The sequence below is a fragment of the Pseudomonas sp. fls2-241-TYG-175 genome (assembly GCF_030209155.1).
GTDB lineage: Bacteria > Pseudomonadota > Gammaproteobacteria > Pseudomonadales > Pseudomonadaceae > Aquipseudomonas > Aquipseudomonas viridiflava.
On record NZ_JARVSO010000024.1, the window covers coordinates 36,587 to 58,440 of the forward strand.

Genomic DNA, 21,854 nt, shown 5'->3' on the forward strand with positions numbered 1-21,854 from the left:
GCTCTGCTCAGAACGATCTTCAGGCATGTGGTGACGCGAACCCATGAAGCAGACATGGACCTTTCCCAAGCCTCGCCTGACAGCCATTGTCTGGCCCTTCATTGCGGTAGCTCTGTTTCAGGCGCTGTTGGGGTGTGTCAGCCTTTATACGATGTCTGCGGTGCGCAGCTATGTGGTAGGCGAGAGCCTCTGGTCCAAGGGCCAGAAGGACGCCATTCATTACCTCGGTCTTTACGCCAACTGGCACGAGGAAAGTGACTATCTGAAGTACCAGGAAGCCTTTGCGATTCCGCAAGGCGGACATGCCCTGCGCGAAGCGTTGAACAGACCGGTTCCGTCACTCTCCGATGCCAGGGCCGGGATTCTCCAGGGCGGCAATCACCCGGACGATGCGGCCGGCATCATCTGGATGTACCTCAATTTCCGCGACTTCAGCTTCATGAAAACCGCCATCGAGCACTGGACGGTGGGTGACAGCTATTTGATGCAGCTCGATACGCTGGCCGGCGAGATTCACGACCGGGTCCGCGCAGGGGGCGTCACGCCAGCCGAGGTCGAGCAATGGCGCACCCGGATCAAAGCCATCAACGAGGGCGTTGCACCGGCTGCCAAGGCCTTTAGTGATGCGTTGGGTGAAGGCTCGCGTTTCATTCTCAAATTGTTGGTTGGGATCAACCTGGTGACGGCGTTTGTCCTGATCCTGCTGGCGTTTTGGCGCGTGCGCAAACTCATCGCCCAGCGACGTCTGTTTGCCGATGCCTGGCAACTGGAGCGCGAGCGTGCACAAATCACCCTGGAATCGATTGGCGACGGCGTGATCACTACGGACGTCAAGGGCGCCATTGTTTATATGAACCCGGCGGCCGAAGGGCTGACGCACTGGAAAAACGCGCAGGCCAACGGTTTGCCGCTCGCGGCGTTGTTCAATCTGTTGGACGAGAACGATCAGCGTGACAGCTCGACACTGATCGACCACATCCTTGGCGGCAAGCTCAAGGGCGGCAGCGCCAACAGCAAGCTCATTCAACGGCTCGATGGCAGCACGGTATCGGTGGCGCTGGTCGGCTCGCCGATCTACACCGATGGCGTGATCAGTGGCGCCGTGCTGGTCCTGCACGACATGACGCAGGAGCGCCAGTACATCGCCAACCTGTCGTGGCAGGCGGCCCATGACGCGCTGACCGGGCTGGTCAACCGCAGTGAATTCGAATACCGCCTGCAGCAGGTCCTCAATGTCGTCCAGTCGGAGCCCGGCAGTCATTGCCTGATGTTCCTGGACCTCGATCAGTTCAAGCTGGTCAACGACACCAGCGGGCATGCAGCGGGTGACGAGTTGCTGCGTCATATCTGCAAGGCGCTGCCGCAGGGCCTGCGCGATGGCGACACGCTGGCGCGGCTGGGCGGAGACGAGTTCGGGGTACTGCTGGCCGATTGTTCCGCGAACAGGGCCCACGAGATTGCTGAAAACTTACGTCAGATCGTGCAGAACCTGCATTTCATGTGGAAGGGCCGCCCGTTTGTGACCACGGTCAGCATCGGCCTGGTGCACCTGGGTGATGCCCCTACGACACTGGAAGCTTCACTCTGTGCCGCCGACATGGCGTGCTACATGGCCAAGGAGAAGGGGCGCAACCGGGTTCAGGTGTACCGCTCCGATGACGCCGCGCTGTCGATAAGGTCCGGTGAGATGGCATGGATCCAGAGATTGCACATTGCGATGGACGAGGATCGCTTCTGTCTGTTTGCGCAGGAGATCGCATCGATCAGACAACCTGGCGATGGCGTCAGGCATATCGAGATTCTGTTGCGCCTGCGTGATGAATCGGGGCGGATGGTTGCGCCCGACAGCTTCATCCCTGCTGCCGAGCGCTACGGATTGATGACTACACTTGACCGGTGGGTGGTCCATAACGTTTTTCAGGTCATAGCCAGGTGCCAGAACGAGCAACGGCATCAGGCGCCGCAGGCCATGTGTGCGATCAATCTGTCCGGATCGAGTATTGGTGACGATGCATTTCTCGACTATTTGAAATCGCAATTCAAAATGTTTGGTGTTGCTCCCGAAATGATCTGTTTTGAAATCACCGAAACCAGCGCCATTGCCGATCTTGAAAGCGCCATTCGTTTCATCAATGAGCTGAAGTCTCTCGGTTGCCTGTTTTCACTGGATGATTTCTGTTCAGGCATGTCGTCTTTTGCCTACCTCAAGCACTTGCCGGTCGACTTTCTGAAAATCGACGGAAGTTTCGTCAAGGACATGCTGGATAACCCGATCAATCGAGCCATGGTCGAGGTCATCAATAATATCGGTCATGTCATGGGCAAGCGCACGATTGCAGAGTTTGTGGAAACACCGCAGATCGAAGCCGCACTTGAGGAAATAGGCGTGGATTTTGCTCAGGGATATCTGATCGGGCGTCCTGAGTTGTTGACCTGTGAAAGTCTTTATATCCATCCCGTACGACCCGACCCTGTAATGTTCCACTCGCCGGGAACGTTCAGTTAAACCGTATAAGCCACTACAAGGAGCTACACAGTGATCGACACTTTCAATAGAACCGGTCCGCTCATGGAAGCCAGCAGTTATCCGGCATGGGCGCAGAAGTTGATCAACGATTGCAGCGCTGCCAAGGCCCGCGTGGTCGAGCACGAGCTTTATCAGAAGATGCGGGACGCGACGCTCAGCCCGCGAATCATGCGCCACTACCTGATTGGCGGCTGGCCCGTTGTCGAGCAGTTTGCCGTCTACATGGCCAAGAACCTGACCAAGACCCGCTTTGGCCGTCATCCCGGTGAGGACATGGCGCGTCGCTGGCTGATGCGCAACATCCGTGTGGAACTCAATCACGCCGATTACTGGGTGAACTGGTGTGCCGCGCATGACGTATCGCTGGATGATCTGCATGACCAGCAGGTCTCGCCCGAGTTGCATGCGTTGAGTCACTGGTGCTGGCAGACCAGCTCTTCGGATTCACTGGCAGTCGCAATGGCCGCGACCAATTACGCTATCGAAGGGGCAACGGGGGAGTGGTCGGCCGTGGTCTGTTCCACTGGCGCTTATGCCGAGGCATTTCCTGATGAAACCCGCAAGAAAGCCATGAAGTGGCTCAAGATGCATGCTCAGTATGACGACGCGCACCCTTGGGAAGCACTGGAAATCATTTGCACGCTGGTGGGCAACAATCCCGGTGTGCAGTTGCAGAACGAGTTGCGTCAGGCGGTCACCAAGAGCTACGACTATATGTATCTCTTTCTGGAACGCTGCATGCAGCTCGAGAAGGTCAAACCGGCACGCGAGCGCGCCGTGGCCGAACAGGCCTGATCCGCCATGGCAGGCGAGGCGCCTGATACCTCAGCAGGCCATGGCCAGCCGGTTACGGCCCTCGCGCTTTGCGGCATAGAGCGCGTCGTCCGCTCTGCGCAACAGGCTGTCAGCGGTTTCCGCTGACAGCAGTGTCGAACAGCCCAGGCTCACCGTCATCGTCAGCGCCGGTGCGAACTCCATGAAGCGTAATTCCCGTACGGCCTGCCTCAGGCGCTCGCCCACCAGGCCGGCGCTGACGCCGTCGGTGTTGGCCAGGATCACCACGAATTCTTCTCCGCCGTAGCGAAAAATCCGGTCTATGTTGCGCAATTGCCCCTTGAGGGTCAGCGCAATGCTTTTGAGCACTTGATCACCGGTGTAATGGCCATAGCTATCGTTTACTTTCTTGAAGTGATCGATGTCCAGCATCAACACCGACAACGGCTGCTTATGGCGGCGTGAGATGTCCACTTCCCGGGCCAGGCTCTGGTCCATTGCCACGCGGTTGCCGGTATTGGTCAGGGCATCACGCAGTGCACTCTGCGTGGCAATGCGATAAAGCAGTGCGTTGAGCAGCGGGTACAGAAGGCACGCCAGCAGGGTTTCCAGATCATGCAATCGGGCGTCATCGATCACTTGAGCGGTCTGCAGCTCCAGCTGGCCGATGTCTTCGCCGTCATGACGCAGATGGAAATCGGTGACATGAAGCGCGTTTTCACCCAGGCGCAGTTGCAGATCACTCTTTGAATGGCGATATATCAGGCCTTCCAATGGAATGAGCCGTTGAACACCCTGAAAGAACAGTGTGAGTATTCTTTCGGCTTCCAGGCTGGTCTGTAATTGCAGCCCCAACTGTTTGACCAGTTCATCCAGCGTTACAGGCGGCAGTTCGGCATTGGGACGATTGCGAAAACCGAGGCACTGAAGCCTGGCGGTATCGAAATCGATTGCATGGGTCCGGGTAGGAGAACTCATCGGTTCGCTCCTCAGCACGTTGCTGGCTTGGCAGGGTTAGAGCGAAAGTCGTGCCATTCGGTTCATTAACAGCAAGAGATTAAAATAATCAATGACTTAAGTGATTGCGTCATAGGTGCAAGTCGATGAGTGCGGCGATTTATTGACGGTACTTTGTTTTTCGGCAAGTGATTGATCTTGGGAAGTAACTTTTTGGACATGTCATTTTTCAGGCGCTACATCGGAGGACTGAGCCGGCACCGCGGCCGGCAAGTCGCATCCCCAACTATTTTTATTCGGTTGATCAATGACGTTTCAAATGTTATTGGGCGTTTAAAGCCTGACCGTTGATGCCCTGGCTGTCTGGCCCCATCAGGTACAGATACACCGGCATGATGTCTTCCGGTGCCGGGTTGTTCAGTGGGTTTTCGGCCGGGTAGGCCTGGGCGCGCATGCCGGTCCGGGTTGCGCCAGGGTTGATGCTGTTGGCGCGTACCGCCGTGACCCCTTCAAGTTCGTCGGCCAGGGTCTGCATCAGGCCCTCGGTGGCGAATTTGGAGACGCCATAGGCGCCCCAGTGCGCGCGCCCCTTGCGGCCGACGCTGCTGGAGGTGAATGCCACCGACGCATCCTCCGAGCGTTTGAGCAGCGGCAGCAGAGCCTGAGTCAGCATGAACGTCGAGTTGACGTTGACGTGCATGACCCGGGCAAATTCCTCGCTGGATAGCTGCTCAAGCGGGGCGCGTGGCCCGATGATCGACGCGTTGTGCAGCAGGCCATCCAGGCGGCCGAACTCGGTTTCGATCATTGTGGCCAGTTCGTCGTACTGCTGGGGCACGGCGGTTTCCAGATCAAATGGAATCACCACCGGCTGAGGCTGTTCAGCGGCTTCGATTTCGTCATAGATCGCGGTGAGGCTGGCTTCGGTCCTGCCCAGCAGCAGGACGGTTGCGCCGTGGGCGGCATAGGTTTTTGCAGCGGCGGCGCCGATACCCCGACCCGCGCCGGTCACCAGAATCACCCGGTTCTTGAGCAGGTCCGGGCGAGCGGAATAATCAAACATGAAAGACCTCGAACGATTGTCTGTGACTCAGCAACTGCACAGGGCGTTGTCCAGCACCTTGCGCAGTTCCAGTGGGTGATCGACCACAACGTCAGCACCCCAATGATCAGGATTGTCGTTGGGGTGGATATAACCGTAGCGCACCGCTGCCGTGCGCGTGCCTGCATCGCGACCGGATTCGATGTCGCGCAGGTCGTCGCCGACGAACAGGACGCTGGCCGGGTCCAGGTCGAGCATCTTGCACGCCAGGATCAGCGGTTCAGGGTGAGGCTTGCTGTGGGTCACATGATCCGGGCAGATCAGCAGTGCCGAGCGTTCGGCAAGGCCAAGCTGTTGCATGATCGGCTCGGCGAAGCGCACGGGCTTGTTGGTGACAACGCCCCAGATCAGTCCGGCCTTCTCGATGTCGGTCAACAGTTCAGCCATTCCATCGAACAGCTTGCTGTGCACGGCGCAGTCGCGTTGGTAGCGCTCGAGAAACTCCAGGCGCAGGGCTTCGAATTCCGGCTCGTTCGGCGACATTGCGAAGGTCGCTGCGACCATGGCTTTGGCGCCGCCTGATATTTCGTCGCGAATCAGCTTGTCCGATACCGCCGGGAAACCACGATCAGCCAGCATCGCCTGGGCAATGGCGATGAAGTCCGGTGCGGTATCGAGGAGCGTGCCGTCCATGTCGAATAAAACCGCTCTCAGACGCATGCTTCAAGCCTCCCGCAGGGTCTGGATCATGTAGTTGACGTCGACATCCGAGGCCAGCTTGTAATGCTTGGTCAGCGGGTTGTAGGTCAGGCCGATGATGTCCTTGACCTGCAGGCCAGCCTCACGGCTCCAGGCGCCGAGCTCGGACGGGCGGATGAATTTCTTGAAGTCGTGGGTGCCGCGCGGCAGCAGGCCCAGAATGTACTCGGCACCGACCACAGCGAACAGGTAGGCCTTCGGGTTGCGGTTGATGGTCGAGAAGAATACCTGGCCGCCCGGCTTGACCATGCGATAGCAGGCGCGGATCACCGACGAAGGATCCGGCACGTGCTCCAGCATTTCCAGGCAGGTCACCACGTCGAACTGCTCGGGCATTTCCTCGGCCATGTCTTCGGCGGTGATCTGCCGATACTCGACGCTGACGCCCGATTCCAGTTGGTGCAACTGGGCAACGGCCAACGGCGCCTCGCCCATGTCGATGCCGGTCACGGTTGCGCCGCGCAAGGCCATGGCTTCACTGAGAATGCCGCCGCCGCAGCCGACGTCGAGAACTTTCTTGCCAGCCAGATTGACGCGCTCGTCGATCCAGTTCACCCGCAGGGGGTTGATATCGTGCAGTGGCTTGAATTCGCTTTCGCGGTCCCACCAGCGATGGGCGAGTGCCTCGAATTTGGCGATTTCTGCGCGGTCGACGTTGCTCATCGGATATACCTCTTGAACTCAAAATTCGGTTTCATCTGTCTGGCTATAGATAACCAGACAGTCTTCTGTTCGGTTTGATCGGTCAGCGCGTCTCTTCGCCTTGCCCGGATGTCTGCCCGGAAATGCGTCGACCCCAGGCCATGGCGGTATCGCGCAGCGCCTGTTCGTCCATCCGGGTCAGGCGGCGGTCGTCGAGCAGCTGCTTGCCGGCCACCCATACATGGCTCACGCAGTCGCGGCCGGTGGCATATATAAGCTGGGAGACCGGATCGTAGATCGGTTGCTGGGCAAGGCCGGATAGATCGAAGGCGACCATGTCGGCAGCCTTGCCCAATTCCAGCGAGCCGGTGTCGGCCTGGATGCCGAGCGCCCGTGCGCCGTTGAGCGTGGCCATGCGCAGTGCCCTGTGCGCATCGAGCGCCGTCGCCGAACCTGCAACGGCCTTGGCGAGCAGGGCGGCGGTGCGGGTTTCTCCGAGCAGGTCCAGATCGTTATTGCTGGCAGCGCCGTCAGTACCCACGGCCACGTTGACACCCGCCTGCCACAGACGCTCGACCGGGCAGAAGCCGCTGGCCAGTTTCAGGTTGGACTCGGGGCAGTGAATGATATGGGTATTGCTCTCGACCAGCAGGGCCAGGTCGTCATCGCTGATCTGGGTCATGTGCACGGCCTGGAAGCGCGGGCCGAGCAGGCCCAGACGGTTGAGGCGTGCCAGCGGCCGCTCCTGATGCTGGCTAACGGCCTGCTCGACTTCGAACGCCGTCTCGTGGACATGCATCTGGATGGTGGCGTCGAGCTCGTCGGCAATGACCCGGACCTTCTCCAGATTTTCATCACCCACGGTGTAGGGTGCATGGGGGCCGAAGGCGATACGGATGCGCGGGTGATGCGCCAGATCGTTGAACAGCTCGATCCCGGCGTGCAGGGCTTCGTCTGTGTTGCGGGCACCCGGAATAGGAAAGTCCAGCACCGGCACCGTGATCTGGGCGCGCATGCCGCTGACATGAACACGGTCGGCGGCCACCTTGGGGTAGAAATACATGTCCGAGAAGCAGGTAATGCCGCCCTTGAGCTGTTCGGCAATGGCCAGGTCCGTGCCGTCACGCACGAAATCCTCATCGACCCATTTGCCCTCGGCCGGCCAGATATGGTCCTGCAACCAGGTCATCAGCGGCAGATCGTCGGCCAGCCCCCGGAACAGGGTCATCGCCGCGTGACCGTGGGCGTTGATCAGGCCGGGGCTCAGGAGCATGCCGGGCAGCTCCCTAACCTGCGCAGCGTTCTGCTTCAGCGCCTCGGCTTTCGGGCCTATGTAAACGATGAGGCCGTCACGGATGCCGATGCCGTGTTCCTTGAGGACCACGCCTGCGGGCTCGACCGGTACCAGCCAGGTGGGCAGGAGCAGAAGGTCGAGCGGTGCTGTGGCGTTCGGCATGACAGGGCTTCCAGAGCTTATTACGGTGATGGCGAAGTATACCCGAGCGTCTTGGCGGGCGGCTCGCTATAATCAGCCGCTTTTGATTCTGGCTTTGGATTTCAAGATGGAGTGGGCGATGCGCGATCGACTGTTGGCTGCGGAGAAAGTAAAGGCCATCGATTGGCGGGACGACGCTCTGTACCTGCTGGATCAGCGGGTACTGCCGTTCGAGGAAACCTGGCACGCCTACACCAGTGCGGCGGGCGTGGCGGAGGCCATTCGCTCGATGGTCGTGCGCGGTGCGCCTGCCATCGGCATCAGTGCTGCCTACGGCGTGGTGCTCGGTGCGCGGGCCAGGATCGCGGCCGGTGGCGACTGGCGATCAGCGCTGGAGGATGATTTCGCGCTGCTTGCAGACTCACGTCCTACGGCGGTCAACCTGTTCTGGGCACTGAATCGCATGCGTGATCGCTTGCAGCGTCTGAAGGCGACGGATGATCCGTTGGTGTTTCTGGAAGCTGAAGCCGTGGCCATTCACCTGAGCGACCGCGAAGCCAACCTGACCATGGCCCAGCTTGGTGCCGACCTGATTCGCAAGCATCAGGGCAATCTGCAGACCGTGCTGACCCACTGCAACACCGGGGCGCTGGCCACCGGCGGGTTCGGTACGGCACTGGGTGTGATCCGTGCTGCGCATCTGGAAGGCATGATCGAGCGCGTCTACGCCGATGAAACCCGTCCCTGGCTGCAGGGATCCCGGTTGACCGCGTGGGAACTGGCCAACGAAGGCATTCCGGTGACCCTGAACGCCGACTCCGCCGCCGCGCACCTGATGCGCACCAAAGGCATCACCTGGGTCATCGTCGGTGCCGATCGCATCACGGCCAACGGCGACGTGGCGAACAAGATCGGCACCTATCAACTGGCGGTCGCTGCCATGCACCATGGCGTGCGCTTCATGGTGGTCGCGCCTAGCTCGACCATCGACATGGACATGGCCAGCGGCGAAGACATCGTCATCGAAGAGCGCGACGGGCGCGAGCTGCTTGAAGTGGGCGGTCAGCGGGTGGGTGCCGACGTCGATGCCTTCAACCCGGTCTTCGACGTGACGCCTGCGGACCTAATCGATGCGATAGTGACCGAAAAGGGCATTGTCGAGCGTCCCGATACCGCCAGAATGGCCCAGTTGATGAGCCGCAAACATCTTCATTGAAGTTTCATCTCTCCATGATCGCTTCGGGAGCAGGGCGGCTGAACGGGCCTGTAAGCGTCTCTCAGCCGTCCCGAGTGGATGTGGCTCGTTTTCAGCGCTTGCAAAGGATGTGAGCACCTCGGCGATTGTGGTAACATCCGGCGGTTTCCGGGGACGCTATTCGTAGCCTCCCGCACTGTGCAGAACCAAGTCTTAACTCATTGATTTGTCGTAAGTCGTTGCCCGGCACATGCTGGCAGCGGCGAGCTTCGTTTACCCCGAATGGGTTTGCGAGGTTTCACCAGAAAAAGGAATCAGGCTTCTCATGGGCGAACTGGCCAAAGAAATCCTCCCGGTCAATATCGAAGACGAGCTGAAGCAGTCCTACCTCGACTACGCAATGAGCGTTATCGTCGGTCGAGCTCTGCCGGATGCGCGCGATGGCTTGAAGCCCGTGCACCGGCGCGTGCTGTTCGCAATGAGCGAACTGGGCAACGACTGGAACAAGCCGTACAAGAAATCCGCCCGTGTGGTTGGTGACGTGATCGGTAAGTACCACCCGCACGGCGACACGGCTGTCTACGACACCATCGTCCGTATGGCTCAGCCGTTCTCGCTGCGTTACCTCCTGGTCGACGGTCAGGGCAACTTCGGTTCGGTCGACGGCGACAACGCTGCAGCGATGCGATACACCGAAGTGCGCATGACCAAGCTGGCTCACGAGCTGCTGGCCGACCTGCACAAGGAAACCGTGGACTGGGTGCCGAACTACGACGGCACCGAAATGATCCCCGCGGTCATGCCGACCCGTATTCCCAATCTGCTGGTCAACGGCTCCAGCGGTATCGCCGTGGGCATGGCGACCAACATTCCGCCGCACAACCTCGGTGAAGTCATCGACGGTTGCCTGGCGCTGATCGACAACCCCGAGTTGACGGTCGACGAATTGATGCAGTACATCCCGGGCCCCGATTTCCCGACGGCCGCGATCATCAACGGTCGCGCCGGCATCATCGAAGCCTATCGCACCGGCCGTGGCCGCATTTATATGCGTGCCCGCTCGATCGTCGAAGACATCGACAAGGTCGGCGGACGTCAGCAGATCGTCATCACCGAGCTGCCGTACCAGCTGAACAAGGCGCGTCTGATCGAGAAGATCGCCGAGCTGGTCAAAGAGAAGAAGCTTGAAGGCATCACCGAGCTGCGCGACGAGTCCGACAAGGACGGCATGCGCGTGGTCATCGAGCTGCGTCGTGGCGAAGTGCCTGAGGTCATCCTCAACAACCTCTACGCCCAGACCCAGCTGCAAAGCGTATTCGGCATCAACATCGTTGCGCTGATCGACGGCCGTCCGCGGATCCTGAACCTCAAGGACCTGCTGGAAGCTTTCGTTCGCCACCGCCGCGAAGTCGTCACCCGCCGTACCGTATTCGAACTGCGTAAAGCCCGTGAGCGAGGCCACATCCTTGAAGGTCAGGCGGTTGCGCTGTCCAACATCGATCCGGTCATCGCCCTGATCAAGGCCTCGCCGACTCCTGCCGAAGCCAAGGAAGCGCTGATCAACACGCCTTGGGAATCGAGCGCCGTGGTCGAGATGGTCGAGCGTGCCGGTGCCGATTCGTGCCGTCCGGAAAACCTCGATCCTCAATACGGTCTGCGCGAAGGCAGGTATTTCCTGTCGCCGGAGCAGGCACAGGCCATTCTGGAACTGCGTCTGCACCGTCTGACCGGTCTGGAACATGAAAAGCTGCTGAGTGAGTATCAGGAAATCCTGAACCAGATCGGCGAGCTGATCCGCATCCTCAACAGCGCCACGCGCCTGATGGAAGTGATCCGCGAAGAGCTGGAACTGATTCGCTCCGAATACGGCGATGCCCGTCGCACCGAGATTCTCGATGCGCGTCTGGACCTGACTCTGGGTGATCTGATCACCGAAGAAGAGCGTGTCGTGACCATCTCCCATGGCGGCTATGCCAAGACCCAGCCTCTGGCGGTCTACCAGGCGCAGCGCCGTGGCGGCAAGGGCAAGTCGGCCACCGGCATCAAGGATGAGGATTACATCGCTCACCTGCTGGTTGCCAACAGCCACACCACGCTGCTGATGTTCTCCAGCAAGGGCAAGGTGTACTGGCTCAAGACCTACGAGATTCCGGAAGCGTCCCGCGCCGCCCGTGGTCGTCCGCTGGTCAACCTGCTGCCGCTGAGCGATGGCGAATACATCACTACCATGCTGCCGGTCGATCTGGAAGCCATGCGCAAGCGGGCTGACGAAGAAGGCGAAGCCCTCGAAGGCGAGCTGGTTGATGACGCGGAAAACAGCAACGAGACCGAAGAAGAGCGCAAGGCGCGCGTCAAGGCTGCTGACAAGAAGAAGGCCCCGTTCATCTTCATGTCTACCGCCAACGGTACGGTCAAGAAAACTCCGCTGGTGGCCTTCAGCCGTCAGCGCAGCTCCGGCCTGATCGCACTCGAGCTGGACGAAGGCGACATCCTGATATCCGCCGCCATCACCGACGGCGAGCAGGAAATCATGCTGTTCTCCGATGGCGGCAAGGTCACGCGCTTCAAGGAATCCGACGTTCGTGCCATGGGCCGTACGGCTCGCGGTGTGCGCGGCATGCGTCTGCCGGAAGGTCAGAAACTGATCTCCATGCTGATCCCGGAAGAAGGCAGCCAGATCCTGACGGCCTCCGAGCGCGGTTACGGCAAGCGCACGGCGATCTCCGAGTTCCCTGAGTACAAGCGTGGCGGTCAGGGTGTTATCGCCATGGTCAGCAACGAGCGTAACGGCCGTCTGGTCGGTGCGGTTCAGGTGCTCGACGGTGAGGAAATCATGCTGATTTCCGACCAGGGCACACTGGTTCGTACCCGCGTCGGCGAAGTGTCGAGCCTGGGCCGTAACACTCAGGGCGTCACCCTGATCAAGCTGGCCAGCGACGAGAAACTGGTCGGTCTGGAGCGTGTTCAGGAGCCATCGGAAGTCGAAGGCGAAGAGCTGCTTGAGGGCGAAGAGGGCGTTGATGCGCTGGTCGCTGACGTTTCTGAGTCGGACGATGCCGGTGAAGACCTGCAGGTGGACGCCGCATCGGATGACGATGACTCGCAAGGCTGAACAGTGAAGTAAGTAATACCGTCGAGGGCTGGCTCGTCTGTAAATGCATGTGCATTTCAGGCAAGTCCAGCCCTTGCGCCATTCGGCCTGCTCTACGGGCGAATCGGAATGCCTGCCGAAGCGGGCGGAGACCGAAGCTGCGGTTTCGTCTCCGTAAGGCGTGTGCAGGGAAAGTGCGTACAGACCCAAACGTATTTGACGAGAGTGGATATGAGCAAGCGAGCCTTTAACTTCTGCGCAGGTCCTGCTGCGCTCCCTGAAGCTGTTCTGCTGCGTGCCCAGGCCGAGCTCCTGGACTGGCACGGCAAAGGCCTGTCGGTCATGGAAATGAGCCATCGCAGCGATGAGTTCGTCTCAATCGCCACCAAGGCCGAGCAGGATCTGCGTGACCTGCTGTCCATTCCCTCCAATTACAAAGTGCTGTTCCTGCAGGGCGGCGCCAGTCAGCAATTTGCGCAGATCGCGTTGAACCTGCTACCCGAGAATGGCAAGGCCGACTACATCGACACCGGTATCTGGTCGCAAAAGGCGATTGAAGAGGCCTCGCGTTACGGCACGGTCAATGTCGCCGCCAGCGCCAAGGCCTATGACTATTTTGCCATTCCCGGCCAGAACGAGTGGAAACTGTCCAGGGACGCTGCCTACGTTCACTACGCGCCGAACGAGACCATCGGCGGTCTGGAATTCAATTGGATTCCGGAAACCGGTGACGTGCCGCTGGTCGCGGACATGTCTTCGGACATTCTGTCTCGCCCTGTGGATATCTCCCGTTTCGGCATGATCTACGCCGGTGCGCAGAAGAACATCGGTCCGAGCGGCATCGTGGTGGTGATCATTCGCGAAGACCTGCTGGGGCGCGCGCGCTCGCTGTGCCCGACCATGCTCAACTACAAGGTCGCGGCCGATAACGGCTCGATGTACAACACCCCGCCGACGCTGGCCTGGTACCTCTCGGGTCTGGTCTTCGAGTGGCTCAAGGAGCAGGGTGGCGTCGAGGCCATCGGCAAGCTCAACGACATCAAGCAGCGCACGCTGTACGACTTCATTGATGCCAGTGAGTTGTACAGCAACCCGATCAACAAGCCGGACCGCTCGTGGATGAACGTGCCGTTCCGTCTGGCGGACGATCGTCTGGAAAAGCCGTTCCTGGCCGGTGCCGACGCTGCGGGTCTGCTTAACCTCAAGGGCCACCGTTCGGTCGGTGGCATGCGCGCGTCCATCTATAACGCAGTGGACATCAATGCGATCAACGCACTGGTGACCTACATGAAAGACTTCGAGAAGGAGCACGGCTGATGTCCGAACAGGAACTCAAGGCGCTGCGCGTCCGTATCGACAGCCTCGACGAAAAGGTTCTGGAACTGATCAGCGAGCGTGCCCGCTGTGCGCAGGAAGTTGCGCGGGTCAAGATGTCTTCCCTGGCGGAAGGCGAAGCGCCTGTGTTCTATCGTCCTGAGCGTGAAGCGGCAGTGCTCAAACGTGTCATGGAGCGAAACCGCGGCCCGTTGAGCAACGAAGAGATGGCGCGTCTGTTCCGCGAAATCATGTCTTCGTGCCTGGCGCTCGAGCAGCCGTTGAAGGTTGCCTACCTCGGCCCGGAAGGCACGTTCACCCAGGCCGCAGCCATGAAACACTTCGGTCATGCCGTCATCAGTCTGCCGATGGCGGCCATTGATGAAGTGTTCCGTGAAGTGGTTGCCGGTGCCGTGAACTTCGGCGTCGTTCCGGTGGAAAACTCCACCGAAGGTGCGGTCAATCACACCCTCGACAGCTTCCTTGAACACGACATGGTCATCTGTGGCGAAGTCGAGTTGCGCATTCACCACCACCTGCTGGTCGGCGAAAGCACCAAGACCGAAAGCATCTCGCGCATCTACTCTCACGCCCAGTCGCTGGCCCAGTGCCGCAAGTGGCTGGATGCCCATTACCCGAACGTTGAGCGTGTCGCTGTCGCCAGCAACGCCGAAGCGGCCAAGCGGGTGAAGGGTGAGTGGAATTCCGCTGCCATTGCCGGTGACATGGCGGCAGGCCTTTATGGTCTGACGCGTCTGGCCGAGAAGATCGAAGACCGTCCGGACAACTCCACGCGTTTTCTGATCATCGGCAGTCAGGAAGTGCCGCCGACCGGCGATGACAAGACCTCGATCATCGTGTCTATGAGCAACAAGCCGGGTGCATTGCATGAACTGCTGGTGCCGTTCCATGAGAACGGCCTGGATCTCACGCGCATCGAGACCCGTCCGTCACGCAGCGGCAAGTGGACCTACGTGTTTTTCATTGATTTCGTAGGGCATCACCAGGATCCGCTGGTCAAGGCGGTGCTGGAGCAGATCAGTCATGAAGCCGTTGCCTTGAAGGTGCTGGGTTCCTACCCGAAAGCGGTTCTTTGAGGGGGCGTTACATGAGTCATCTGTTTATCGCCCTCGAGCGTCATGAAAGCCGTCCGGGCTTTCAGGCAGTTGCACGTGGTTGAAGTCATGTCAGAACAAGCGACCGGTCCGGTTATCGGTCGTCTGGTCGTCGTCGGTCTGGGGCTGATCGGTGGTTCGTTCGCCAAGGGTGTTCGTGAAAGCGGTCTTTGCCGGGAAGTGGTCGGTGTCGATCTGGACCCGCAGTCGCGCAAGCTGGCTGTGGAGTTGGGTGTTGTAGACCGCTGTGAAGAGGATCTTGCGGCCGCTTGCTGCGGTGCCGATGTCATTCAGCTCGCAGTCCCTATTCTGGCGATGGAAAAACTGCTGGCGTTGCTGGCGCCTCTGGATCTGGGCAACGCTGTGTTGACCGATGTCGGCAGCGCCAAGGGCAATGTCGTGCGAGCGGCGCGTCAGGCGTTTGGTCGCATGCCGTCGCGCTTCGTGCCGGGACACCCGATTGCCGGTTCCGAGCAGAGCGGAGTGGAAGCGTCCAATGCCGGGTTGTTTCGCAGGCACAAGGTCATTCTGACGCCGTTGGCCGAGACTGATCCTGACGCTGTGACGCTGGTGGATCGCCTGTGGTCGGCACTGGGCGCCGATGTCGAGCACATGCAGGTCGAGCGCCACGACGAAGTGCTGGCGGCGACCAGTCATTTGCCGCACCTGCTGGCGTTCGGGCTGGTGGATTCGCTGGCCAAGCGTAATGAAAATCTCGAAATATTCAGGTATGCCGCCGGTGGTTTCCGGGATTTCACGCGCATCGCGGGTAGCGATCCGGTCATGTGGCACGACATTTTTCTGGCCAACCGTGACGCAGTCTTGCGCACGCTGGACACCTTTCGCGCCGACCTGGACGTTCTGCGCGATGCCGTGGACGCCGGCGATGGTCATCAATTGCTGAACGTGTTCACGCGCGCCCGTGCGGCCCGTGAGCATTTCGGCCGGATTCTGACGCTTCGCGCCCGCGGGGAGGCCCGTTCGTCTGGAGTGGCCGGGGTGCAGGGTGCTGCGGTGGGTGCGGCAAGTCACCGTATCGAAGGCCCGGTTGATGCCGCTTCGGCCGCGCTTTTCATGGTGGCAGCCTCCATTCACGAGGCCGTTGATCTGTTGCTCGTGGGTGTCAGCATGAACGATGCCTGTATTGGGGTAATCGACATCCTGCGCCTGCTGGGCGCCGATATCGTGCTGCATGATGTCCGTGAGCAGGCGGGTGAAACCGTCGCGGATGTGCATGTGCGCTCCGCGCGGCTAAGGGGGGCGGATATCCCTGAAGCGCTCGTCCTGCTGGCGCTCGACGACTTTCCTGTGCTGTGCATTGCCGCAGCCTGCGCAGAAGGGCGTACCATTCTGCGCAGCGCGCAAGAGCTGCAGGGCGACGAGCTAGAGACGGTACGGCTGATTTCAGAAGGGTTGAGCGTGCTGGGTATCGAGGTTGAGCCTGCACCTGACGGCCTGATTATCGAGGGTGGAGCCATCGGCGGTGGCGAGATCGATGTGCGCAACGATCAGCGTATCGCCATGGCCTTCAGTGTGGCTGCATTGCGGGCCTCGGGGCCTGTACATATTCATGACTGCGCAAATGTCGCTCCATCGTTTCCCAATTTTCTGGCGCTGTGCGCTCACGTCGGCATGCATGTAGCGCAAGAGGACACAAAGTGAAAATCAAAGCACCTGTTATAACCATCGACGGACCCAGCGGCTCCGGCAAAGGTACGGTGGCCGGGTTACTGGCCAGAAAACTGGGCTGGTGCCTGCTCGATTCGGGCGCCCTGTATCGTCTGCTGGCCTTCGCGGCGCGCAATCACGGCGTCGATCTGACCAACGAAGAAGCCCTCAAGCTGCTGGCTGCCCACCTGGATGTGCAGTTCGAAACCTCGGCCAATGGCCAAGGGCAGCGCATCGTTCTCGAAGGCGAGGACGTCACGCACGCCATTCGCAACGAGCAGATCGGCAGTGGTGCCTCGCAGGTGGCTTCGCTGCCTGCGGTGCGTGATGCGCTGCTGCAGCGTCAGCGTGCCTTTCAGGAAGAGCCGGGTCTCGTGGCAGACGGCCGCGACATGGGCACGGTGGTGTTTCCGGATGCACCGTTGAAGATATTCCTCACCGCCAGTGCCGAGGAGCGTGCGCGCCGTCGTTACTTGCAGTTGAAGGCCAAGGGCGATGATGTTAGTCTGTCGAGTCTGCTAGATGAGATAAGTGCACGCGACGAGCGTGACACCCAGCGAGCGGTAGCCCCGCTCAAGCCGGCGCATGACGCCATACAGCTGGATTCAACCGAATTGTCCATCGAGCAGGTGCTGGAACGCATCCTGAGTGAAGTCGCCCTGCGCGATATCGCCGGATGATCAAGGAGCCATGCAGGAGACCAGACCCCGTCCTGCAGGCTTCCTTTCATATGAACGAAACCCACGTTGTCTGGAGCGTGGCAGATGGGCGTATTCTTCGCCCTTGATCAACAGGAATTAAAATGAGCGAAAGCTTTGCAGAACTTTTTGAAGAAAGCCTAAAGACCCTGAACCTTCAGCCGGGCGCAATCATTACCGGTATCGTTGTCGACATCGACGGCGATTGGGTAACTGTACACGCTGGCCTGAAGTCCGAGGGCGTCATCCCGCTCGAGCAGTTCTACAACGACGCTGGCGAGCTGACCATCAAGGTCGGTGACGAAGTGCACGTTGCGCTGGACGCGGTCGAAGACGGCTTTGGCGAAACCAAGCTGTCCCGCGAAAAAGCCAAGCGCGCCGAGTGCTGGATTGTTCTGGAAGCAGCTTTCGCAGCTGAAGAAGTGGTCAAGGGCGTTATCAACGGTAAGGTTAAAGGCGGCTTCACTGTCGACGTTAACGGCATCCGTGCGTTCCTGCCTGGTTCTCTGGTTGACGTTCGCCCTGTGCGCGACACGACCCACCTGGAAGGCAAAGAGCTCGAGTTCAAGGTCATCAAGCTGGACCAGAAGCGCAACAACGTTGTCGTTTCCCGTCGCAGCGTCCTGGAAGCCGAGAACAGTGCCGAGCGCGAAGCTCTGCTCGAGTCCCTGCAGGAAGGTCAACAAGTCAAAGGTATCGTCAAGAACCTCACCGATTACGGCGCATTCGTCGATCTGGGTGGCGTCGATGGCTTGCTGCACATTACCGACATGGCCTGGAAGCGTATCAAGCATCCATCCGAAATCGTCAACGTTGGCGACGAGATCGATGTGAAGGTCCTGAAGTACGATCGCGAGCGCAATCGTGTTTCCCTGGGTCTGAAGCAACTGGGCGAAGACCCATGGGTTGCTATCAAGGCTCGTTACCCGGAAAGCACCCGCGTTACCGCGCGTGTAACCAACCTGACCGACTACGGCTGCTTCGCAGAGCTGGAAGAAGGCGTGGAAGGCCTGGTACACGTTTCCGAAATGGACTGGACCAACAAGAACATCCACCCATCCAAAGTCGTTCAGGTTGGCGACGAAGTGGAAGTCATGGTTCTGGACATCGACGAAGAGCGTCGTCGTATCTCCCTGGGCATCAAGCAGTGCAAATCCAACCCGTGGGAAGATTTCTCTGGCCAGTTCAACAAGGGCGACAAGATCTCCGGCACCATCAAGTCGATCACCGATTTCGGTATCTTCATTGGTCTGGACGGCGGCATCGACGGTCTGGTTCACCTGTCCGACATCTCCTGGAACGAAGTGGGCGAAGAAGCCGTACGTCGCTTCAAGAAGGGCGACGAGCTCGACACCGTGATCCTGTCTGTTGATCCAGAGCGTGAGCGCATCTCGCTGGGTATCAAGCAGCTGGAAAGCGATCCGTTCTCCGAGTACGTCACTGTCAATGACAAAGGCGCTATCGTTCGCGGTATCGTTAAAGAAGTTGACGCCAAAGGCGCCATCATCACTTTGGCCGACGACATCGAAGCGACCCTCAAAGCCTCCGAAATCAGCCGTGACCGCGTTGAAGACGCACGTAACGTTCTGAAAGAAGGCGAAGAGATCGAAGCCAAGATCATCAGCGTTGACCGCAAGAGCCGCGTAATCAGCTTGTCCATCAAGTCGAAAGACGTTGAAGACGAGAAAGAAGCCATTCAGAGCCTGCGTAGCAAGCCTGAAACAGCTGAAAGCACTGGTCCTACCACTATTGGTGACCTGCTGCGTGCGCAGATGGAAAAACAGAACTGAGTTCTGTTTGACCATTAAAAAGGGCGACTTCGGTCGCCCTTTTTCATGCCCGTCTTTTGAGTCGTTTCGCCCCTCGATTACGCTTCGCAGATGATACCTTCGGCGTTCCAGGCCACGTCTTTCCTGCGTTCCCGCCAAGCCTTCGTTGTGGTCATCATACGGCCACATATCCGTCTTGCTGCAGTAAGTCATTGACAATGCTTCACATAAGTCAAGAGACGGGCTGTTCAAATTCATCCGACCATGCTAAAACCTTCGGAGCGCTGACCTAGCTGCTTGAAAAAGAAGGGAAAAATATGACGAAGTCGGAGTTGATCGAACGAATTGTCACCCATCAAGGGCTGCTCTCATCCAAGGATGTCGAGTTGGCCATCAAGACCATGCTTGAACAAATGTCCCAGTGCCTCGCAACGGGCGACCGTATCGAGATCCGTGGGTTTGGCAGCTTTTCCCTGCATTACCGTGCACCCCGCGTAGGGCGCAATCCCAAAACGGGCCAGTCGGTCAGCCTTGACGGCAAGTTCGTCCCCCATTTCAAGCCGGGCAAGGAGCTGCGTGACCGGGTCAACGAGGACGAAGAAGAAGGCCTCTGAATCGTAAATCGAAGGATCACCCGATGCGTCTTTTCAAACGAGTCATTCTGATCGCCGTTGTGCTGTTCATCGTGTTGGCCACGACGGTTTTTGTGCTGGAAAATCGGCAGCCTGTCGGTCTGGTTCTTTTCGGTTGGTCGGCACCGCAGCTCCCTTTTGCTGTGCCGGTCGTATGTGCCCTGTTGATCGGCATGCTGATAGGTCCGCTTTTCGCCTGGATCGCGAGTCTGCGCAGCAAGCGCTCGTCCTATCCTCGATCAATCAAGGCCGAATAAATCAGGCATCGCCGGACCCATGTCCGGCAGTCTGGATTTTTCGCTACCTTCAAAATTTTTTTTCGGCAGCTACTTATTCTGACCTTAAGCATTATCGGTTGTCGGAGTTGAGTGCCTTCAGTTGGTAATTGTGCTTTTGGTCTTGTAAGAGTTTTCCTGTTTTGTAATGGAATACTCATCATTTTCGTAAGACGTTTTCCGATTGTTCTACTGCAGGTCTATTTTACTGGGCCTGCCGGTTGCCTGTTCAATTAGACGTCTGTTTGTTGTCGATGGGCCATCTTGTGTCAAGGCTTGAATGCCGGATTTTCGGGTGCAGAATAGAGCGGGCTTACAACACGAGTCGCTTGCCAGAATTTACCCGCTATCCGTTCTGGCCTTTACACAAAGGTAGTTGAATGTCTTATCCCAAACTTGTGCATCACGGTGCAATAGAGACCGTGACGGGCTCGTGCCATCAGTTGTGCATGGATGCTGTAAACAATCTGTTGATTGATTGTGGTTCGGTGCAGGCTGCCGAGAACTCTGACGTGACAGGGTTCGGTTTTCCCCCTGCAAGTATCAGGGCACTTCTTTTGACCCACGTGCACAACGACCATGTAGGGCGTATTCCAGAGTTGCTGGCGAGCGGTTACAAGGGGCCGATTATCTGCAGTGAGCCCAGTGCTCACCTGTTGCCGCTGGTCATGGAAGATATTCTCGGCATCCACTTTGGCCGGGATTCTGCGCAGGTGAACCGCCATCTCGACGCCATCGACAAGCGAATCATTGCGCTACCTTTCGACAGCTGGTTCGAGCTGATTGCCACCGAATCGCTGCATTGCAGGGTCAGACTGCAGCGTGCGGGTCATATCCTGGGATCGGCCTGCATCGAATGCGATCTCACCTATCCGCTGGAAAACCGTTCGCAGCGTGTGGTGTTCTCCGGTGACCTGGGAGCATCGAATACACCTTTCCTGCCTGCGCCCCGGCCGCCTGAGCGCGCTGATGTGCTGGTGCTGGAAGCAACCTATGGCGACCGTCTTCACGAAGATCGAAACACTCGTCAGGAACGCCTCGAGCAACTGATCGACAAGGCGCTGGAGGATAAGGGCACCGTGCTGATCCCGGCCTTCAGTCTGGGACGCACTCAGGAGCTTCTGTACGAGCTGGAGGACATACTCCACAGGAAAGGGCTCTCTGGTGCGCAGGCGGTTGATACTGCAGGTGTTGGGGCGTCCATGGTCGACTGGCCGCAGTTGCCCATCATCCTTGATTCGCCGCTGGCCAGCCGCTTTACCAGGGCCTATCAATCCTTCTCCGACTACTGGAGCGAAGACGCCCGCGAGCGTCTGCAACAGGGCAGGGCGCCTCTGGGCTTCTCCCAGTTGATCACCGTGGACAGCCACGCCAGCCACTTGCAGGTCGTCAACTACCTGACCAGCACCGCTCGCCCGGCCATCGTCATCGCGGGCAACGGAATGTGTGCGGGCGGACGCATCGTCAATTACCTCAAGGCCATGCTGGGCGACAGCCGCCACAACGTACTCTTTGTCGGTTATCAGGCCCGGGGCACGCCGGGTGCTGCCATCCAGATGCATGGTCCACGTGGCGGGTATGTCGAGCTTGATCGGGAGCGCTTCGATATTCTTGCGGGTGTTTCGACGGTCAACGGGTATTCGGCACACGCCGATCAGGCAGGGCTGGTCGCGTTCGTGACGGGTATGGATGAATGGCCGGCGCAAATACGACTGGTTCACGGCGAGCCGACTGCGAAGAAGTCCCTGGGGCAGGTACTGGAACGCAAGTATTCGCTGCAAAAGCGGGTCGTTGAATTGATTATTCCCTGATTAAAGAAAAATTCATCGCGCTCTTAGTGTGTCAGTTGAAGTTCGGAAGTCCGGCCGATGTCAATTGTTCGAATCTCGGGTTGTTGAAAGCAATGATTCCTGATTGGCGACAAGGCCATCGGCAGGTTCTTGGAAAATGGCATTTACAAG

General features: G+C 58.9%; 17 protein-coding genes. 12 read left to right on the forward strand and 5 right to left on the reverse strand.

What is annotated here, in order from left to right; translation table 11 throughout:
• Positions 1-43: 43 nt before the first annotated feature.
• The gene (locus QRN20_RS17360; protein WP_122418118.1) at positions 44-2,506 is read left to right on the forward strand and encodes an EAL domain-containing protein; all 2,463 of its coding nucleotides are present in this window, start codon (positions 44-46) and stop codon (positions 2,504-2,506) included.
• 30 nt (positions 2,507-2,536) lie between these two features.
• Positions 2,537-3,322, forward strand: a complete 786-nt coding sequence (locus QRN20_RS17365; protein WP_029241124.1) for an iron-containing redox enzyme family protein — start codon at positions 2,537-2,539, stop codon at positions 3,320-3,322.
• A gap of 30 nt (positions 3,323-3,352) precedes the next feature.
• Here the strand turns inward: QRN20_RS17365 and QRN20_RS17370 are convergent, their stop codons facing one another.
• The 5 genes from QRN20_RS17370 to QRN20_RS17390 all read right to left on the reverse strand — a co-directional run bounded on the left by QRN20_RS17370 (position 3,353) and on the right by QRN20_RS17390 (position 8,157).
• Positions 3,353-4,279, reverse strand: coding sequence for a GGDEF domain-containing protein (locus QRN20_RS17370; protein ID WP_029241123.1), 927 nt, complete (start codon positions 4,277-4,279; stop codon positions 3,353-3,355).
• A gap of 301 nt (positions 4,280-4,580) precedes the next feature.
• Entirely contained in the window at positions 4,581-5,321 is a 741-nt protein-coding gene (locus QRN20_RS17375) for a YciK family oxidoreductase (protein WP_029241122.1), read from the reverse strand.
• 27 nt (positions 5,322-5,348) lie between these two features.
• The gene (gene mupP / locus QRN20_RS17380; RefSeq protein WP_004884117.1) at positions 5,349-6,020 is read right to left on the reverse strand and encodes an N-acetylmuramic acid 6-phosphate phosphatase MupP; all 672 of its coding nucleotides are present in this window, start codon (positions 6,018-6,020) and stop codon (positions 5,349-5,351) included.
• A 3-nt stretch (positions 6,021-6,023) separates the two neighbouring features.
• The gene (gene ubiG / locus QRN20_RS17385; protein WP_099229217.1) at positions 6,024-6,722 is read right to left on the reverse strand and encodes a bifunctional 2-polyprenyl-6-hydroxyphenol methylase/3-demethylubiquinol 3-O-methyltransferase UbiG; all 699 of its coding nucleotides are present in this window, start codon (positions 6,720-6,722) and stop codon (positions 6,024-6,026) included.
• Positions 6,723-6,804: 82 nt separating this feature from the next.
• On the reverse strand, positions 6,805-8,157 hold the full coding sequence (locus QRN20_RS17390) for a TRZ/ATZ family hydrolase (RefSeq protein ID WP_122418119.1): 1,353 nt from the start codon (positions 8,155-8,157) through the stop codon (positions 6,805-6,807).
• A gap of 118 nt (positions 8,158-8,275) precedes the next feature.
• On the opposite strand from QRN20_RS17390, the gene mtnA reads away from it, so the two are divergent.
• The 10 genes from mtnA (at position 8,276) to QRN20_RS17440 (ending at position 21,704) form a co-directional block, all read left to right on the forward strand.
• On the forward strand, positions 8,276-9,352 hold the full coding sequence (mtnA, locus tag QRN20_RS17395) for an S-methyl-5-thioribose-1-phosphate isomerase (protein ID WP_004884114.1): 1,077 nt from the start codon (positions 8,276-8,278) through the stop codon (positions 9,350-9,352).
• A 304-nt stretch (positions 9,353-9,656) separates the two neighbouring features.
• On the forward strand, positions 9,657-12,443 hold the full coding sequence (gene gyrA, locus QRN20_RS17400; RefSeq protein WP_285360852.1) for a DNA gyrase subunit A: 2,787 nt from the start codon (positions 9,657-9,659) through the stop codon (positions 12,441-12,443).
• A 210-nt stretch (positions 12,444-12,653) separates the two neighbouring features.
• The gene (gene serC / locus QRN20_RS17405) at positions 12,654-13,739 is read left to right on the forward strand and encodes a 3-phosphoserine/phosphohydroxythreonine transaminase (protein ID WP_285360853.1); all 1,086 of its coding nucleotides are present in this window, start codon (positions 12,654-12,656) and stop codon (positions 13,737-13,739) included.
• Positions 13,739-14,833 carry a prephenate dehydratase gene (gene pheA / locus QRN20_RS17410; RefSeq protein ID WP_057410502.1) on the forward strand — a complete coding sequence of 365 codons (1,095 nt, stop codon included), beginning with the start codon at positions 13,739-13,741 and terminating at the stop codon, positions 14,831-14,833. The genes serC and pheA overlap by 1 nt, the downstream gene beginning before the upstream one ends.
• Positions 14,834-14,920: 87 nt before the next feature.
• Complete coding sequence (locus QRN20_RS17415; protein WP_502942191.1) at positions 14,921-16,513, forward strand: prephenate dehydrogenase/arogenate dehydrogenase family protein; 1,593 nt, start codon at positions 14,921-14,923, stop codon at positions 16,511-16,513.
• Complete coding sequence (cmk, locus tag QRN20_RS17420) at positions 16,510-17,199, forward strand: (d)CMP kinase (protein WP_004884109.1); 690 nt, start codon at positions 16,510-16,512, stop codon at positions 17,197-17,199. The genes QRN20_RS17415 and cmk overlap by 4 nt, the downstream gene beginning before the upstream one ends.
• 122 nt (positions 17,200-17,321) lie before the next feature.
• Complete coding sequence (rpsA, locus tag QRN20_RS17425) at positions 17,322-19,007, forward strand: 30S ribosomal protein S1 (RefSeq protein ID WP_024689000.1); 1,686 nt, start codon at positions 17,322-17,324, stop codon at positions 19,005-19,007.
• 296 nt (positions 19,008-19,303) lie between these two features.
• On the forward strand, positions 19,304-19,600 hold the full coding sequence (ihfB, locus tag QRN20_RS17430) for an integration host factor subunit beta (RefSeq protein WP_003369729.1): 297 nt from the start codon (positions 19,304-19,306) through the stop codon (positions 19,598-19,600).
• A gap of 23 nt (positions 19,601-19,623) precedes the next feature.
• The gene (locus tag QRN20_RS17435; RefSeq protein ID WP_025993842.1) at positions 19,624-19,875 is read left to right on the forward strand and encodes a lipopolysaccharide assembly protein LapA domain-containing protein; all 252 of its coding nucleotides are present in this window, start codon (positions 19,624-19,626) and stop codon (positions 19,873-19,875) included.
• A gap of 398 nt (positions 19,876-20,273) precedes the next feature.
• Positions 20,274-21,704, forward strand: coding sequence for an MBL fold metallo-hydrolase (locus QRN20_RS17440; protein WP_285360860.1), 1,431 nt, complete (start codon positions 20,274-20,276; stop codon positions 21,702-21,704).
• Positions 21,705-21,854: the final 150 nt, after the last annotated feature.

What these genes read in the sequence shown, in the direction of transcription:
- QRN20_RS17360 (WP_122418118.1), top strand. Translation starts at nt 44, where the DNA reads ATGAAGCAGACATGGACCTTTCCCAAGCCTCGCCTGACAGCCATTGTC.
- QRN20_RS17370 (WP_029241123.1), bottom strand. Translation starts at nt 4,279, where the DNA reads ATGAGTTCTCCTACCCGGACCCATGCAATCGATTTCGATACCGCCAGG.
- QRN20_RS17375 (WP_029241122.1), bottom strand. Translation starts at nt 5,321, where the DNA reads ATGTTTGATTATTCCGCTCGCCCGGACCTGCTCAAGAACCGGGTGATT.
- mupP (WP_004884117.1), bottom strand. Translation starts at nt 6,020, where the DNA reads ATGCGTCTGAGAGCGGTTTTATTCGACATGGACGGCACGCTCCTCGAT.
- ubiG (WP_099229217.1), bottom strand. Translation starts at nt 6,722, where the DNA reads ATGAGCAACGTCGACCGCGCAGAAATCGCCAAATTCGAGGCACTCGCC.
- QRN20_RS17390 (WP_122418119.1), bottom strand. Translation starts at nt 8,157, where the DNA reads ATGCCGAACGCCACAGCACCGCTCGACCTTCTGCTCCTGCCCACCTGG.
- mtnA (WP_004884114.1), top strand. Translation starts at nt 8,276, where the DNA reads ATGCGCGATCGACTGTTGGCTGCGGAGAAAGTAAAGGCCATCGATTGG.
- gyrA (WP_285360852.1), top strand. Translation starts at nt 9,657, where the DNA reads ATGGGCGAACTGGCCAAAGAAATCCTCCCGGTCAATATCGAAGACGAG.
- serC (WP_285360853.1), top strand. Translation starts at nt 12,654, where the DNA reads ATGAGCAAGCGAGCCTTTAACTTCTGCGCAGGTCCTGCTGCGCTCCCT.
- pheA (WP_057410502.1), top strand. Translation starts at nt 13,739, where the DNA reads ATGTCCGAACAGGAACTCAAGGCGCTGCGCGTCCGTATCGACAGCCTC.
- QRN20_RS17415 (WP_502942191.1), top strand. Translation starts at nt 14,921, where the DNA reads ATGTCAGAACAAGCGACCGGTCCGGTTATCGGTCGTCTGGTCGTCGTC.
- rpsA (WP_024689000.1), top strand. Translation starts at nt 17,322, where the DNA reads ATGAGCGAAAGCTTTGCAGAACTTTTTGAAGAAAGCCTAAAGACCCTG.
- ihfB (WP_003369729.1), top strand. Translation starts at nt 19,304, where the DNA reads ATGACGAAGTCGGAGTTGATCGAACGAATTGTCACCCATCAAGGGCTG.
- QRN20_RS17435 (WP_025993842.1), top strand. Translation starts at nt 19,624, where the DNA reads ATGCGTCTTTTCAAACGAGTCATTCTGATCGCCGTTGTGCTGTTCATC.
- QRN20_RS17440 (WP_285360860.1), top strand. Translation starts at nt 20,274, where the DNA reads ATGTCTTATCCCAAACTTGTGCATCACGGTGCAATAGAGACCGTGACG.